Source organism: Mesorhizobium sp. B2-4-1, assembly GCF_006442185.1.
GTDB lineage: Bacteria > Pseudomonadota > Alphaproteobacteria > Rhizobiales > Rhizobiaceae > Mesorhizobium.
Map to the genome: position 1 here is coordinate 491,558 of NZ_VFVN01000001.1, position 14,779 is coordinate 506,336.

A 14,779-nucleotide genomic window follows, 5' to 3' on the forward strand; every position below is an offset into this window, starting at 1 on the left:
GATCTCGTGCTCAAGCCTCCCAGCTCGCCCATTTCTTGCCGATCAGGAAGAACAGCACGTAGATCAGGATGCCGAGCGTCGACAGGATCAGCACCACGGCGAAGAATTGCGGCATCTGGATCATCGACGAATAGGTGGTGAGCCGGTTGCCGAGGCCGAAGCCGCCGCCGACCATCTCCGCGCCGACGGCGGTCAGCAGGCCGAAGATGGCGCCGATCATCAGCCCGACCAGGATCATCGGCAGCGCCATCGGCGCGCGGATCTTCCAGAATATCTGCAAGGTGCTGGCGCCATAGGAGCGCGCCAGCGCGATCTTGGCGCTGTCGACGCGGCGAAAGCCGGTGGCCGCGTTTATCATCACCATCGGCCCGGCGGCGAGCGCCACCGCGATGATGCGCGGCGTGTAGCCGAAACCGAAGCGAAGGATCAAAAGCGGCACCAGCGCCAGCATCGGCGTGGTGACGAGAAGCAGGATGTAGGGCGCGACGATCTTTTCGGCGAAGGGGAACTGGGTGATGACGGCGGCCAGCACCAGGCCGACGACGGCGCCGATGGCGAAGCCGGAAACCAGCTCGACCAGCGTATAGCCGAGATGCGGCGCAATCAGCGGGAACTCGTCGAACAGCGCGTAGGCGATCGAGCTTGGCGGCGGCATGATGTAGAGCGGCACATGGAACAGGCGCAGCGCCAGTTCGATGCCGCCGATTATGATTACGGCGACAGCTATGATCGCCGCCACCTCCTTGCCCGACTTGATGCCGGGGCCGCTGGCGAAGGCCGAGAGATTGGTCAGGCTGACGTCCTGCCCATCGCCGGACTTGGCACCCGATTTGGATTTGGAGAATTCCGGGATGGCGTCGCTCACGGCCTGATCCTCACGATCTCGGCGCTGGCGCGTTCCTGTTCCGGTGCCTTGGGCCTGGCGCGCTCGCCGACGATGTCCATCTTGATCCGGTTGGTGAGGTCGAAAACCTCTTTCGTCGCCATGATCTCCAGCGAGCGCGGTCGCGCGAACGGCACGCGATACTCCCTGGCGACGCGGCCGGGCCGCGCGCTCAGCACCACCACGCGGTCGGAGAGAAAGATTGCTTCCTCAATGCTGTGGGTGATGAAGACGATGGTGGTCTTGGTGTCGAGCCAGATCTCCTCGACGAGACGGTTCATCTCCTCGCGGGTAAAACTGTCGAGCGCGCCGAACGGCTCGTCCATCAAAAGCACGGAGGGTTTTGGCGCCAGCGCCCGCACGATCGCGGCGCGCTGCTGCATGCCGCCCGAAAGCTCGCGCGGGAACTTGCCGCCGAAACCGTCGAGCCCGACGCGGTGGAGCAGATGCGCGATCCATGCGCGGTCTGGTTTCTCGCCCTTGATCTCGAAGGGAAAGCGGATGTTGGCATCGAGATTGCGCCAAGGCAGCAGGTTCGCTTCCTGGAACACGATGCCGATGTCGGGATGCGGCCCGGTGATCTTGACGCCGTCGAGCCGGATCTCGCCGCCGGTCAGGCTGTGCAAGCCCGACATCGACCACAAAAGCGTGGTCTTGCCGCAGCCGGACGGGCCGACGATCGAAACGATTTCATTGGCGTGGATGTCGAGGCTGCAGCGGTCCAGCGCCAGGAGGTCGCCGGATGCGGTGTGATAGATCTTGGTCGCTGCCTGCACACCAAGCTTCGGCGCTGTTGTTTCGCCCGCGTTCATCCGCCCCTCGGAGAGTGCGTCCAATCGACTGCCAAAGTCAGTGTGTAACTATCCTACTTTGGTGTCAAGCGAAGAGCGCGATCGTTCCGTCGTTGAGAGCCGCCTATTCCCCTATATGTCTGCTTTCATTGTCTTTTCTTTATCTTGAAATGCGTGTTGCTTTCCTACATACTCGGGAAAAGTGGCACAACAAGGCGGCGTTGCAGATGGGCAAAGCCGGGTGGCATGCCGCAACGGCACGCAGCAGTTGCAGCGGGGCCGTGCACATGGAACGACAGCGTGCAAGCATGGTAAGAGGTCGACAAGGGACCAGGGAAGGCCACTTCATGACCGAAGCTGACAGCCGGGAAAACCTGATGACGGATGGCGAGGCGGACGGGGGTGAGCCTGTGCGGCGCATTCCCGACATCATCTCGCTGGTCAAGGATACCTATGCCGAGCTGCGTCCGGCCGAGCGCCGCGTCGCCGATGTCGTGCTCGACGACGTCAAATACGCGGTCGATGCCTCCAACGCCGCCCTTGCCCAGCGTGCCGGCGTCAGCGAACCGACGGTGACCCGCTTCTGCCGCGCCATCGGCTGCGAGGGCGTGCGTGATTTCAAGCTGAAGCTGGCGCAGAGCCTCGTCGTCGGCGCGCTCTATCTGGACACTTCGCCAGCCAGGGAGAACGACACCGGCATGCCGTTCTGGAACGCGGTGTTCGGCGAAGCGCGGCGGGCGCTGCAGGAGGCCGAGCGGCAGCTCGATCCGGTCCAGCTGCAGAAGGCCGCCGAGCTGATCGCCAAGGCGCGCCAGGTTACGGTGTTCGGACTGGGCGGCAGTTCCTCGGCGCTGGCGCAGGAAACGCAGTACCGGCTGTTTCGCTACGGCATATCGATCAGCGCGCAATGCGACCCTTATCTCATGCGCATGACCGCCTCGACCTTGAAGCCCGGCGACCTGGTGATCGCCATTTCGGCGACGGGGCGCACGCGCGAGGTGATCGAGGCGGTCGAACTCGCCAAGCACTACCGCGCCAATGCCATCTGCGTGACGGCGCCCGACACCGAGCTCGCGCGCGTCGGCGACGTCAGGCTGACCGTAGCGGTGCCGGAATATCCCGATACGCTGAAGCCGACGGCATCGCGCTTCGCCTTTTTGGCCATGATCGACCTCATGGCGGTGGCTGCCGCCTACAAGCTCGACGGCTCGGCCCGCGAGACGGTCCGCCGCATCAAATACAATGCCCAGATCCACCGCACCGGCAAGGAGATGGAGCCGCTCGGGGATTAGGAGGCTTTTCCCTTCTCCCCTTGTGGGAGAAGGTGGATCGGCGCGCAGCGCCGAGACGGTTGAGGGGTGGGTGACGGAGTGCCGGCCGTCCCGAGCTGGAGCACCCCTCATCCGACCTCGCTCCGCGAGGCCACCTTCTCCCACAAGGGGAGAAGGGAACACCGGACAGCGCCAACGCGAAAAAGAGGGAAACAAATGCTCGAAATAGCACCATCGCAACAGGCAGCCGCATGGCTCGGCGCTTTCGATAAGGCGCTCGAAGCCGGTGACATAGCGGCCGCGGCCAACCTGTTCGTCGACGATTGCTACTGGCGTGACCTCCTGACCTTCACCTGGAACGTCACCACGATGGAAGGGCGCGAGGCGATCGCCGACATGCTGAAGGCGACGCTGGCAGCGACGCGGCCGGCAAGATGGCAGCTCACCGGCGAAGCCACCTCGGACGAGGGGATAATCGAGGCCTGGTTCACCTTCGAGACCGCCGTGGCCTCGGGCCAGGGCATCATGCGCCTGCGCGACGGCCGCTGCCGGACATTGTTCACGGCAATGACCGACCTGAAAGGATTCGAGGAGCGCAAGGGCGCGACGCGGCCGCTGGGCGTGCGCCACAAGGCCGACCCGGAGCGCGAGACCTGGTCGGAGGCGCGCGCGCGCGAGACCCGCGAGCTTGGCGCTTCGGAGCAGCCCTATTGCCTGGTCATCGGCGGCGGCCAGGGCGGCATCATGCTGGGCGCGCGGCTCAGGCAGCTCGGCGTGCCCTCGATCGTCATCGAGAAGAATGCCCGGCCGGGCGATTCCTGGCGCAAGCGCTACCGCACCCTCGTGCTGCACGATCCGGTCTGGTACGACCATCTGCCTTACATTCCGTTTCCCGACAATTGGCCGGTCTTCACGCCCAAGGACAAGATGGGCGACTGGCTGGAAATGTACACGCGCGTCATGGAGCTCAACTACTGGGTGGCCACCAGATGCGTCAGCGCCAACTATGACGAGGCCGAGAAGGTCTGGACCGTGGTCGTGGACCGCGTCGGCCAGCACATCACGCTGAAGCCCAAGCACATCGTCTTCGCCACCGGCGCCTACGGTCCGGCGCGGCCGATCGACCTGCCGGGCGCCGGTGACTTTAAGGGCGAGCTGCTGCATTCCAGCCAGTATTCCAGCGGCGAGAAGTTCCGCGGCAAAAAGACTGCGGTCATCGGCGCGGCGAGCTCCGGGCACGATGTCTGCGTCGATCTCTGGGAAAGCGGCGCCGAGGTCACCATGATCCAGCGTTCGCCGACGACCGTGGTCAAGTCGGACACGCTGATGGAAGTCGGTTTCGAGATCTTTTCGGAGAACGCGCTGGCGCGCGGCATCACCACCGAAAAGGCCGACATGATCGTCGCTTCGACGCCCTTTGCGCTGGTGCCCAAGGGCCAGCGGGCGCTCTATGACGTCATCCGCACGCGCGACGCGGCTTTTTACGAACGCCTCGCCGCCGCCGGCTTCGCCCTCGACTTCGGTGACGACGAGACCGGCCTGCTGATGAAGGCCTACCGCACCGGCTCCGGCTACTACATCGATGTCGGCGCTTCGGACCTGATCATCGACGGCAAGATCGGCATCCGCAGCGGCGTGGCGATCAAGTCGCTGACCGCGAAAGGCATTCTCTTCGAGGACGGCAGCGAGCTTGAAGCCGACGCCATCATCGCCTGCACCGGCTATCAGTCGATGAACGAAACCGTGGCGCAAATCGTCTCGCGCGAGGTCGCCGACAGGGTCGGCCCGTGCTGGGGCCTCGGCTCCGGCGTCAAGGGCGACCCCGGGCCATGGCAGGGCGAACTGCGCAACATGTGGAAACCGACGGCACAGGAAGCGCTGTGGTTCCACGGCGGCAATCTGGCGCTCTCGCGCTTCTATTCGAAATATGTGGCGCTGCAGATCAAGGCGCGGATGGAGGGGATTGATACGCCGGTTTATGGGGCGGTCAGCAACGCGCGACGGTGAAGCGGAAGCGTTGCTTCAAGGGAAGGTCGACCCCCACTCCGTCGAGCTTCGCTCGACACCTCTCCCCCGATCGACGGGGGAGAGGAAGGGCGCGAGCTTATGCCAGGAGGCTCCCTTCCTCTCCCTCCGGAGGGGGGAGAGGTGGCGCTGCGGAGCAGCGACGGAGTGGGGGAAGGCATTCGCCAAACGCGCAGCCGCGGCAAGACAGGCGGCGCAGTGCTACCGAGATCAATCAATCATGCCGGTGCCCAAAATGCCTGGCCGCGACCTCGACATGCGTATGCCCCACATGCGCCTCGAAACGCTCGGTGTCGCCGGCATCGTTCATCGTCTCGTTCGGCCACCAGGCGCCGCCGATGGCGATGCCTTCGCAGACCAGCCGCTGGTCGGCGACCAGCGAGGCGCCGACCGCGTCGATGAAGGTGAAGCGGCCGGAATGCTGCCGCAGCAGCGCGACGTCGCCGGCGGTTCCGACCTTGAGCGTGCCCAGATCAGGCCGCGCGATCGCCTGCGCCGGCGCTTGGGTGGCGGCGCGCAACACCTCGACCAGCGGCATGCCGAGCGCCAGCAGCTTCGACATGCACACCAGTATGTCGAAGGCCGGACCGTCAACGCAGTAGAGATGCACGTCGCTCGAGATGACGTCGGGCGCCAGCCCTTCGGCCAGCATGGCGCGAGCGACCTCGAAGTCGAACGAGCCCATGCCGTGGCCGAGATCGAAGATGACGCCGCGCTCGCGCGCCAGCCGCATGTCGGGCCGCACGGCGCCGGAGGCGAAGACCGGCGCGTTGGGAAACGGCCGGAAGCAATGGGTGAGAATGTCGCCCCTGCGCAGGCGCGGCAGCACTTCCGAGCGCCCGGGCGGGGGCTCGTCTATGTGCGCCATCAGCGGCAGACCGGATTTGTCGGCCGCCTCCAGCGCCAGATCGACCGGCGCGATGCCGCTGGTGCCGCCGGCATGCTTGCCGGAGCGGACCTTGACGCCGACGACGACGTCCGCGTGCTCGCGCACCGCCGCCACCACTTCGCGCGGTTCGCAGAGCCTGAGATCGCTGCACTCGCCGACCGACACCGTCTGCGAGAAGCCGAAAATGCCGGCGAAGGAGATATTGACATAGGCCAGGATGCGCACCTTCGAGCGCTCCATGACATGACGGCGAAAGCCGAGGAAATTGCCGGCGCCGGCACTGCCGGCATCAATGAAGGTGGTGGTGCCGCTCTTAGCCGCCAGCCGGTCGGCATCGACGCCGAGCGAGGTGCCGCCCCAATAGACGTGGCTGTGCAGGTCGACGAGGCCGGGCGCCACGATGCAGCCCTTGGCATCGATGACGCTGGCCGCGCGGTCGGCGGGAATGTCGGCGTCGATGGCGGCGACGCGGCCATTGGCGATGGCAAGATCGCGCGGCGCGTCGAGCCCGGCCGCCGGATCGATCAGCCGCCCGCCCTTGAACAGAAGATCAAATTGCATCGGGCGCGCCTCCGCTTCGTCCCATCCTCGCCGACGGCCGTCAGAGCGGCCGGTAAGCGACGGCTTCCACTTCGATCTTGATGTCGATCATCAGCCGCGATTCGACCGTGGTGCGGGCCGGCGGGTTCTTCGGGAAATGCCTGGCATAGACGGTGTTGAAGGCGCCGAAGTCGCGCGCGTCCTCCAGCCAGACGGTGGTCTTGACCACATCGTCCATGGTGCAGCCGGCCTGCGCCAGCGCCGCCTTGACGTTGGAAAGCACCTGCTCCGTCTGTTCGGATATGCCGCCCCTGACCACGATGCCGTCGCCGCCGACCGGCACCTGGCCCGAGATATAGACGAAGTCGCCGGCCCGCACCGCGGGTGACAGCGGGACATGCGACGTTCCAAAACATTGCTTGGGCAAGAGCGGACCTCCTCTGATGCTATGACGGGACACGATGGGAGCGCCCGCTTCGGCCGAGATTTACCCCGATCGAGGCGATCCCGATAGAGGTCTTGTTGGAAAGCAACATTCCTGGAAATCCATGTTGCTTTATTACAGAAGCGCTTGCATCGTGCGCGCTCGCCGGCCGGGCTTGAAACGGACGGGCGCATTTCCAGAGCGGAGAACCGAGAATGACCTTCGACAAGAACCCGTTTCCATCAGGTGATGCCGACCGCCACGCCCTCTGGGAGATGCTGGTGCGGCGCGACATCGATGCCTTCATTGGTCAGGACTGGTCCATGGTCGAGGACGATTTTGTCGCCGAAAGCTTCTTCGGCATGCACGCGCATTTTCTTGCCAACGCCGACGCCTGGCGGCTGCAGTTCCCGCGGCTGGAGATCTATCGCGACGAGTGGCTGCGCCAGGCCAAGGAAACGGCGGCGACCAAATTCGCCGAGCCGCTGCGCGAGGCGCTGTTCCGCGTCACCAACCTGCGCGACATCGATGTCGACGGCGACCGCGCCGTGCTGCACAAGAAATTCGACGGCACCGTCGCCAAGGCGGATGGCGGCGTCGATCGGCTGAAATGGCAGACGCTGTATTTCTGCAGGAAGGTCGGCGGCAGCTGGAAGATCGCGGGCTTCGTCGGCTACATGCCCTATCCGCTGGGAGGCTGATAGCGCCTGTTGTCGAGGGCGGTCGGTTTTTGCAACCGATCCGACGATCAGTAGAGCGTCACGAAGGCCGGGAACAGCAGCCCGCTCTCCCGGAGATATTCGATCAGCTCGATGGCCGGGAAAATGGCCAGGAAATAGAGCCCGTCATAGAAGGTGCGCTTCAGCGCGCGCGTCGAGAATTGCAACTCGTCATTGTCGCGGTAGAGCAGCGGGTTCGGCCAGAAGCGCGGCGTGGCCTTGGTGTAGGCGAGATAGGCCGGGCCGAATTTGCCCAGGAGGTATTCGGCTTCCTTGCGCGCCGTGACGCGGAAGATGAGGAAGCTGGCAGCACCCAGCGCCACGGCCGCCAGAACCGAGCCGTAGAGCAGTCCGATACCGACAGCGCCCACCGTCGAGAAGAAATAGAGCGGGTTCTGACTTATCGAGAACGGTCCGATCGAGACCAGTTCCTCGTTTTTCTTGCCGCCGACATAGAGGATGCTCCAGAGCCGGCCGGCGACGCAGGCGAGCACCAGACAGAAGCCGAGGAATTCGAGCGTCTCGTGGCCTTGCGAGCCCTCGTTGAGCCCAGGCTTGGTGAGGAACAGAAGCAGGACCGCGAACACCGCCGCCACTCGCACGAAAATCAGCCGTTTGCGCTGGACGAAGGCCTCTGAGACCGGCTTGAGGGAAGCGTAGGTCATTCGTGTTTTCCTGGGGCGCTGGCGAGGCCCGCGTGCACTCGGGCACGCCATTGATGGCGGATACAAGGCAATCGCTTTCTATCAAAGCAGCGCACGACGTTCGTAAAGCCTTTTTGCGCCAACCAGGTCCAACCTTACGAATTTGTATGCCGGCGGACAGGCTGGAGTGAAGTCGCTTCCATATCATTGCGATGCCGGTCCGCCATGGGCCGACATCAACTATGGCCGCCGGACCACCGGCATCGGACAGGGACTGGTTTCATGAGAAGATTTGCACTTGCCATTGCGGTGGGCAGCCTCGCTGTCTCGGCTTCGATCTCGCCCGTTTTCGCCGCCACCGCACCTTGCGAGGACACACTGAAGGCTCTTCGCGCGGCGGAGGCTACGGTTAAGCTCGGCGCCTCCGACAAGGCGAAGGTCTCGGAACTGGAGACCCAGGGCATCGAACGCTGCAATGCCGACGATGATAAGCGCGCCGACGACTTCTTCGCCCAGGCCATGAAGGTCATAGGCAAGTAAGTCCGCGAATCACAAACCGCAGGACATCCGCCATGCTCACTTCCAACGCGCAAAAGCCCGCCGGATCGACCCACAACAGGGTCCCGGACGTCACCGCCGATTTCTGGCTGATCAAGCTGATGGCGGTGACCATGGGCGAGACGGCGGCTGACTATCTCGCCGTCAACCTTGGCCTTGGGCTGACCGCCACGTCGTTGATCATGACCGGCGTCCTAGTCGTTGCCCTTGCCCTCCAGTTCGCCCAGAAACGCTACGTGCCCTGGGCTTACTGGCTGGCGGTGGTGCTGATCAGCGTCGTCGGCACGCTGATATCAGACAATCTGGTCGACAATTTCGGCGTGCGTCTCGAAACGACCACGATCGCCTTCACCGTCATGCTCGCCGCCACATTCGCTGTTTGGTATGCAAGCGAGCGGACGCTGTCGATCCACACCATCTTCACCACCCGGCGCGAGATCTTCTACTGGCTGGCGATCCTGTTCACCTTCTCGCTCGGCACCGCCGCCGGCGATCTCGTCGCCGAGAGCTTCGACATGGGCTACCTGACGACCGGCCTGCTGTTCGGCGGCGTAATCGCGGTCATCGCGGGTGCCTATTACCTGCTTCATCTGGACGGCATTCTCGCCTTCTGGCTCGCCTATATCCTGACGCGGCCACTTGGCGCCTCCTTCGGCGATCTGCTGTCGCAGCCAGTCGAATATGGCGGCCTCGGTTTCGGCACCACCTTCACCAGCCTGATCTTCCTCGGCTGCATCATTGCCCTGGTTCTCTACATGACGCTGAAGAAGACCGCAGACGATGCCGACGAGATCTTGCTGGAATCGGACTGACGCCGGACAAGCGCAGCCGAGCTTACCGGCCACGTGCCATCCTAGGAACGGACCCACGCCGGTGCTAGCCTGTTCCCAACATCGGCAATCAACCGGAACAGCGATGCGACTTCTTCTTGTCGAGGATGACCACAGGACGGCTGACTACATCGTCAGGGGCCTGACCGAGGCCGGCCATGTCTGCGACCTATTGCGCAACGGGCACGACGCGCTCTTCGCCGCGACCAGCGGCGGCTATGACGTGATCGTGGCCGACCGGATGATCCCAGGCCTCGACGGCCTGTCGATGGTTAAGGCGGTCCGTGCGGCGGGCGTGCGCACGCCGGCGATCTTTCTCACGTCCGTCGGCGGCATCGACGACCGTGTCGAGGGCCTCGAGGCTGGCGGCGACGACTATCTGGTCAAGCCTTTCGCCTTTTCCGAATTGCTTGCCCGCATCAATGCGCTCGGCCGCAGGCCGGCCGCACTGGAGCAGAAGACCGTTCTGCGGGTAGCCGACCTCGAAATGGACCTGATCATGCGCCGCGTTGCCAGGCAGGGCCAGCCGATCGACCTGCAACCGCGTGAGTTCAGCCTGTTGGAAGTGCTGATGCGCGGCGAGGGCCGGGTGATCACCCGCACCATGCTCCTGGAGCGCGTCTGGGATTTCCATTTCGATCCCAGGACCAGCGTCGTCGAGACCCATATCAGCCGCTTGCGGGCCAAGATCGACAGGCCTTTCGAAACCCAGCTCATCCATACGGTCCGCAATACCGGCTACAGCCTGCACGCACCGCTTTCACCATGACCGCAACATGGTCCCGGCTGCCGCGCAGCACGCCGTTCCGGCTCGCCTTGACGTTCGCCTTCCTGTTCATGCTGGCTTTCGTGCTGTCCGGCGCCATCGTCTACCGGATGATGAGCGCCGATCTTGCGGGACGGCTCGACGAAACCATCAGGGAAACCTACTCGGTCGTCGCCGCAACGTATACCGAGAGCGACCTCGAGGACCTGATCGCCACGGTCGAGAGTCATTCGCAGCTCAGCTCCAAGAAGGAACAGCTCTTTTCGCTGACCGACGCGGCCGGCAACCGTCTGGCCGGCAACTTCACCGCGGCTGGAGTTCCCGACGGGTTCTCGATGCTCGACGCAAAAATGCCCGGTGTGCCGGCCGGTGCCCAATACCGTGCCTATTCCGGCTCGATTGGCGGCAACAATCTGACGATCGCCTTCAGCCTGTCCGAGACGGAGGAACTGGAAACTATCATACTGATGAGCTTCGGCTGGGCGACGCTGATCATCGCCGGGCTGGCGGTGGCCGGCGGCGCCTTGCTCGCCTCGCGCGTTCAGCGCCGGCTCGACGGCATTGCCGCCACTATGGTGGATGTCTCGCATGGCCGGCTGGATACCCGCATTCCACTGACCGGCAATGGCGACGACATCGACGTCGTGTCCAATCAGGTCAATGCGGCTCTTGATCGTCTGTCGGCGCTGGTCGAAGGCATGAAGCAGGTCAGCGCCGACATTGCGCACGATCTGAAGACGCCGCTCAATCGGCTGCAGATGATTCTGGAGGGCGCGGCCGACAAGGCGGCGCAGGATCAGGATGTCTCCGGCGACCTGGCCGACGCGCGCGCGGAGGGTCACCAGATCAACGAGACCTTTGACGCGCTGCTTAGAATTGCACAGATCGAGGCTGGCGCGCGCAAGGCGCGCTTTACCGATGTCGATCTCGGCGAGATTCTGCAAACCATCGCCGAGATCTACACCGAGGTGGCAGAGGACGACTGCAAGTCGCTGTCGTCGCAGCGGCTGGACGGGACGACGGACCGGATCCATGGCGATCGCGAGCTGCTGATGCAGATGTTCGCCAACCTGGTCGAGAATGCGCTGCGCCATTGCCCGCCCGGCACCGCGATCAAATTGTCGGCCGAACGCCGGGACGAGCATATCCTGGCCAGAGTCGCCGACAACGGTCCTGGCATCCCGGCGTACGAGCGTGAAAAAGTGTTCCAGCGGCTCTACCGGCTGGACCACAGCCGCTCGACGCCAGGCAGCGGCCTCGGCCTCAGCCTCGTTAGGGCCATCGCCGACCTGCACGGCGCATCGATCACGCTTGAGGACTGCCGGCCGGGTCTCGCCGTGATGGTGAGTTTCCCGCTGGCGTCGGGTTAGCCGGCGATAGACCTGGATCCTCTGTCCGTCATCCCGGTCTTACGGATCCGTAAGGCGCCGGCCAGCTGCCCGACAACTCGCCTCGCTAGGATCGACCGATCTTCTCTCGATCCGGGGGAAGCGGGGCGGCAACTGTAATCGTTCCGACCCCTCGATGCCGAACCACTTCGGCACCACAACAAGCGTTAGGAGAAAAGACCATGAGGAAATTCGTCATCGCCGCCGCGACAGTGCTGGCGGCCGCATCCTCGACGGCAGCCCTTGCAAGGACGGTTACCAGCACCATCGTCAATGTCGATGCAAAGGGCGACGCCATCACGCTGGCCGACGGCAAGACGCTGAACCTGCCGGAGGGCATAGAGGTCGAGACGCTGAAGCCCGGCAAGAAGGTGATCGTCACCTATTCGACGAAATCCGGCAAATCGCTGGTCTCGAACATCCAGCCTGCCAAGTAAAGGCGGCACGACCGGGCCGCCTGCGGCCCGGTTTTTCACCGGTGATCACCGATCGATCCGCGTCGACAGGATGATCGACGACGATGTCCGTTCGACGCCTTCGAGGGCGCCGATCTGGTCGAGCAGCGTGTCCAGGTCCTTGATCGACGGCGCGTCGGCGATGACGATCATGTCGAAATTGCCGCTCACCGAATGCAGCGTCCTGACCGGCGCCAGGGCGCGCAGGCTGCGCACCACCTTGTCGGCGAGCTTGGGCGTCACGGTGAGCAGCACATGCGCCCGCACCAGTCCCTGTTCATAATCGGGCGCAAGCTTGACGCCGTAGCCGGCGATGATGCCGCGCTGCTCCAGCCGTTCGATGCGGCTCTGCACCGTGGTGCGCGACACGCCGAGCCGGCGCGCCAGAGCGGCGGTCGAGGCGCGGGCGTTCTCGCGCAACAGGGCAAGCAGGGCCTGGTCGGCATCACTGAGCATTTCAACGAACCTAGTCGGCATATCGACAAAAAGGGTACTTCATTTCGTACAATTCCACGCTTCCTTTCGTCCGGCAAGCCGCGATTGTAGCGGGACAAATCAACTGTCGGGCGAGGGAACCGGGTCATGAAGAAAATTGTTGTCGTTGGCGCCGGCAAGATCGGCTCGACCATTGCCGAGATGCTGTTTTCAACCGGGGACTATCACGTCACTCTCGTTGACCGCTCGGCCGCGCAGCTTGCCGCGGCCGAATTGCCTGACGGGGTCGAGACGCTGGAACTCGACATCGCGGCCGCGGGCACGCTGGAAGCTGCGCTCGCCGGAAAATTCGCGGTGCTCAGCGCCGCTCCCTTCCATCTGACCACGCGCATCGCCGAAGCCGCCGCAAGCGCCGACGTGCATTATCTCGACCTCACCGAGGACGTCGTCTCGACCCGGCGCGTGAAGGAACTGGCGCGTTCGGCCAACAGCGCCTTCATTCCGCAATGCGGGCTGGCGCCGGGCTTCATCTCGATCGTCGCCAACGACCTCGCCAGCCGTTTCGATACGCTGGAGAGCGTGCGCATGCGGGTCGGCGCGCTGCCGCAATATCCTTCGAACGCGCTGAAGTACAATCTGACCTGGAGCACCGACGGCGTCATCAACGAATATTGCGAGCCCTGCGAGGCGATCGTCGAGGGCGAGCTGGTCGAGGTGCCGCCGCTGGAGGAGCGTGAGGAATTCTCGCTCGACGGGGTGACCTACGAGGCCTTCAACACCTCCGGCGGGCTCGGCACGCTGGCCGAGACGCTGAAGGGCAAGGTGCGCACGCTCAACTATCGCACCATCCGCTATCCCGGCCACGCCGCCATCATGAAGGCGCTGCTCAACGACCTCGGCCTGCGCCACCGCCGCGAGGTGCTGAAGGATATTTTCGAAAGCGCACTGCCAGCGACGCTGCAGGACGTGGTCATCGTCTTCGTCACCGTCTCGGGGCGCAAGAACGGCCGCCTGCTGCAGGAGACCTACGCCAACAAGATCTATTCGAAGCGGGTCGGCCAGACGGTGCGCAGCGCCATCCAGATCACCACGGCATCCGGAATCTGCGCCGTGCTCGACATGCTGGCCGACGGTACCTTGCCGGCGACCGGCTTCGTCAAGCAGGAGGACATCGCGCTCGACGCCTTCCTCGCCAACCGCTTCGGCCGGGCCTACGCCCAGCACGAGATGGTCAGCCGGCTGGCGAGCTGAGGCCCAGCGGACGATCAAGGTCATCGGGACAACGGCCAGCTCCGTCTGGCCTATGGCCGCGCGAGGCTTTTGCCCGCAAAGTGGTTGCCAACACCCCTTTGCGAGGATGCCATGCGAAAGCTGATCTCCACCGGTTCGCCCTTCGAGAAGACCGCCGGCTATTCGCGCGCCGTGGTGCAGGGCGACTGGTGTTTCGTGTCCGGAACGACCGGCTATGACTATGCCTCGATGACGATGCCGGAAACGGTCGAGGCGCAGACGCGCAACTGCCTGGCAACCATCGCCAGTGCCTTGCTGGACGGCGGCTTCGGCATGGAGGATGTGGTGCGCGCGCATTACTACATAACCGACCGGGCCTTCGTCGACGTGGTGTTCCCCATTCTCGGCGAAGCGTTCGGCGAGATCAGGCCGGCGGCAACGATGATCGTGTGCCAGCTCAACAGGCCGGAGATGAAGATCGAAATCGAGGTGACGGCGCTTCGGCGCACAGACTGAGGAGGCCAATGTCATGGCAGTGCGGCGTATCGTAGCCAATATCGAAACAAAGGATGCGGCATCGGCGAGGCGCTTCTACCATGACGTGCTCGGCCTCGATATGCTCATGGATCAAGGCTGGATCGTCACCTACGGGTCCGAGGAAAGGATGCAGGTACAGGTCAGCTTCATGGCGCAAGGCGGGTCGGGCACGCCGGTGCCGGACCTGTCGATCGAGGTCGACGACGTTGATGCCGCACTCGACGCCATGAAGGCAGCCGGCTTCGCCATCGAATACGGACCGGCCGACGAGCCCTGGGGCGTGCGGCGCTTCTATGTGCGCGATCCTTTCGGTCGGCTGGTCAACATTCTCTCGCATCGGTGAATATCTGCAAAGCGCCGAGGCGACTGCAGACCTGGACATGTTGGCGGACAG

Annotated in this window: 17 protein-coding genes; 11 read left to right on the top strand and 6 right to left on the bottom strand. The window is 64.1% G+C overall.

Annotation, left to right across the window (positions count from 1 at the left end):
- Nucleotides 1-10 precede the first annotated feature (10 nt).
- Together FJ949_RS02465 and FJ949_RS02470 are read right to left on the bottom strand one after the other, a co-directional pair.
- Nucleotides 11-865, bottom strand: coding sequence for an ABC transporter permease (locus FJ949_RS02465; RefSeq protein WP_140492076.1), 855 nt, complete (start codon nucleotides 863-865; stop codon nucleotides 11-13).
- On the bottom strand, nucleotides 862-1,695 hold the full coding sequence (locus FJ949_RS02470; protein ID WP_140492079.1) for an ABC transporter ATP-binding protein: 834 nt from the start codon (nucleotides 1,693-1,695) through the stop codon (nucleotides 862-864). The genes FJ949_RS02465 and FJ949_RS02470 overlap by 4 nt, the downstream gene beginning before the upstream one ends.
- Before the next feature lie 326 nt (nucleotides 1,696-2,021).
- Between FJ949_RS02470 and FJ949_RS02475 the strand changes: the two genes are divergently transcribed.
- A complete protein-coding gene (locus FJ949_RS02475; RefSeq protein ID WP_140492084.1) occupies nucleotides 2,022-2,966 on the top strand; it encodes a MurR/RpiR family transcriptional regulator in 945 nt (314 codons plus the stop codon).
- A 195-nt stretch (nucleotides 2,967-3,161) separates the two neighbouring features.
- Nucleotides 3,162-4,952 (top strand): NAD(P)/FAD-dependent oxidoreductase, encoded by a 1,791-nt coding sequence (locus FJ949_RS02480; protein ID WP_140492087.1) that lies wholly within the window; start codon nucleotides 3,162-3,164, stop codon nucleotides 4,950-4,952.
- Between the two features lie 232 nt (nucleotides 4,953-5,184).
- On the opposite strand, the gene FJ949_RS02490 is transcribed toward FJ949_RS02480, so the two are convergent.
- Nucleotides 5,185-6,420, bottom strand: a complete 1,236-nt coding sequence (locus FJ949_RS02490; RefSeq protein WP_140492090.1) for an amidohydrolase/deacetylase family metallohydrolase — start codon at nucleotides 6,418-6,420, stop codon at nucleotides 5,185-5,187.
- Nucleotides 6,421-6,460: 40 nt separating this feature from the next.
- The gene (locus FJ949_RS02495) at nucleotides 6,461-6,826 is read right to left on the bottom strand and encodes a RidA family protein (protein ID WP_140492093.1); all 366 of its coding nucleotides are present in this window, start codon (nucleotides 6,824-6,826) and stop codon (nucleotides 6,461-6,463) included.
- A 212-nt stretch (nucleotides 6,827-7,038) separates the two neighbouring features.
- Here FJ949_RS02495 and FJ949_RS02500 point away from each other — a divergent pair, with 212 nt between their 5' ends.
- Complete coding sequence (locus FJ949_RS02500; RefSeq protein ID WP_140492097.1) at nucleotides 7,039-7,524, top strand: hypothetical protein; 486 nt, start codon at nucleotides 7,039-7,041, stop codon at nucleotides 7,522-7,524.
- A gap of 47 nt (nucleotides 7,525-7,571) precedes the next feature.
- Here FJ949_RS02500 and FJ949_RS02505 read toward each other — a convergent pair whose 3' ends face one another.
- Nucleotides 7,572-8,207, bottom strand: coding sequence for an isoprenylcysteine carboxylmethyltransferase family protein (locus FJ949_RS02505; protein WP_140492100.1), 636 nt, complete (start codon nucleotides 8,205-8,207; stop codon nucleotides 7,572-7,574).
- A 261-nt stretch (nucleotides 8,208-8,468) separates the two neighbouring features.
- On the opposite strand from FJ949_RS02505, the gene FJ949_RS02510 reads away from it, so the two are divergent.
- The 5 genes from FJ949_RS02510 (at nucleotide 8,469) to FJ949_RS02530 (ending at nucleotide 12,165) form a co-directional block, all read left to right on the top strand.
- Nucleotides 8,469-8,726 (top strand): hypothetical protein, encoded by a 258-nt coding sequence (locus FJ949_RS02510; RefSeq protein WP_140492103.1) that lies wholly within the window; start codon nucleotides 8,469-8,471, stop codon nucleotides 8,724-8,726.
- Between the two features lie 32 nt (nucleotides 8,727-8,758).
- On the top strand, nucleotides 8,759-9,556 hold the full coding sequence (locus FJ949_RS02515; RefSeq protein ID WP_140492106.1) for a hypothetical protein: 798 nt from the start codon (nucleotides 8,759-8,761) through the stop codon (nucleotides 9,554-9,556).
- Nucleotides 9,557-9,659: 103 nt separating this feature from the next.
- Nucleotides 9,660-10,343: a winged helix-turn-helix domain-containing protein gene (locus FJ949_RS02520; protein WP_140492109.1), complete on the top strand. Its 684-nt coding sequence runs from the start codon at nucleotides 9,660-9,662 to the stop codon at nucleotides 10,341-10,343.
- The gene (locus FJ949_RS02525) at nucleotides 10,340-11,710 is read left to right on the top strand and encodes a HAMP domain-containing sensor histidine kinase (RefSeq protein ID WP_140492112.1); all 1,371 of its coding nucleotides are present in this window, start codon (nucleotides 10,340-10,342) and stop codon (nucleotides 11,708-11,710) included. The genes FJ949_RS02520 and FJ949_RS02525 overlap by 4 nt, the downstream gene beginning before the upstream one ends.
- A gap of 200 nt (nucleotides 11,711-11,910) precedes the next feature.
- Entirely contained in the window at nucleotides 11,911-12,165 is a 255-nt protein-coding gene (locus FJ949_RS02530) for a DUF1344 domain-containing protein (RefSeq protein WP_140492115.1), read from the top strand.
- A gap of 45 nt (nucleotides 12,166-12,210) precedes the next feature.
- On the opposite strand, the gene FJ949_RS02535 is transcribed toward FJ949_RS02530, so the two are convergent.
- Nucleotides 12,211-12,639 carry an Lrp/AsnC family transcriptional regulator gene (locus FJ949_RS02535; protein WP_140492118.1) on the bottom strand — a complete coding sequence of 143 codons (429 nt, stop codon included), beginning with the start codon at nucleotides 12,637-12,639 and terminating at the stop codon, nucleotides 12,211-12,213.
- Between the two features lie 126 nt (nucleotides 12,640-12,765).
- On the opposite strand from FJ949_RS02535, the gene FJ949_RS02540 reads away from it, so the two are divergent.
- The 3 genes from FJ949_RS02540 to FJ949_RS02550 all read left to right on the top strand — a co-directional run bounded on the left by FJ949_RS02540 (nucleotide 12,766) and on the right by FJ949_RS02550 (nucleotide 14,728).
- Nucleotides 12,766-13,869 (top strand): saccharopine dehydrogenase family protein, encoded by a 1,104-nt coding sequence (locus FJ949_RS02540; protein WP_140492121.1) that lies wholly within the window; start codon nucleotides 12,766-12,768, stop codon nucleotides 13,867-13,869.
- Nucleotides 13,870-13,980: 111 nt separating this feature from the next.
- Nucleotides 13,981-14,364, top strand: a complete 384-nt coding sequence (locus tag FJ949_RS02545; RefSeq protein ID WP_140492124.1) for a RidA family protein — start codon at nucleotides 13,981-13,983, stop codon at nucleotides 14,362-14,364.
- 13 nt (nucleotides 14,365-14,377) lie between these two features.
- On the top strand, nucleotides 14,378-14,728 hold the full coding sequence (locus tag FJ949_RS02550) for a VOC family protein (RefSeq protein ID WP_140492127.1): 351 nt from the start codon (nucleotides 14,378-14,380) through the stop codon (nucleotides 14,726-14,728).
- The last annotated feature ends 51 nt before the right edge of the window (nucleotides 14,729-14,779 follow it).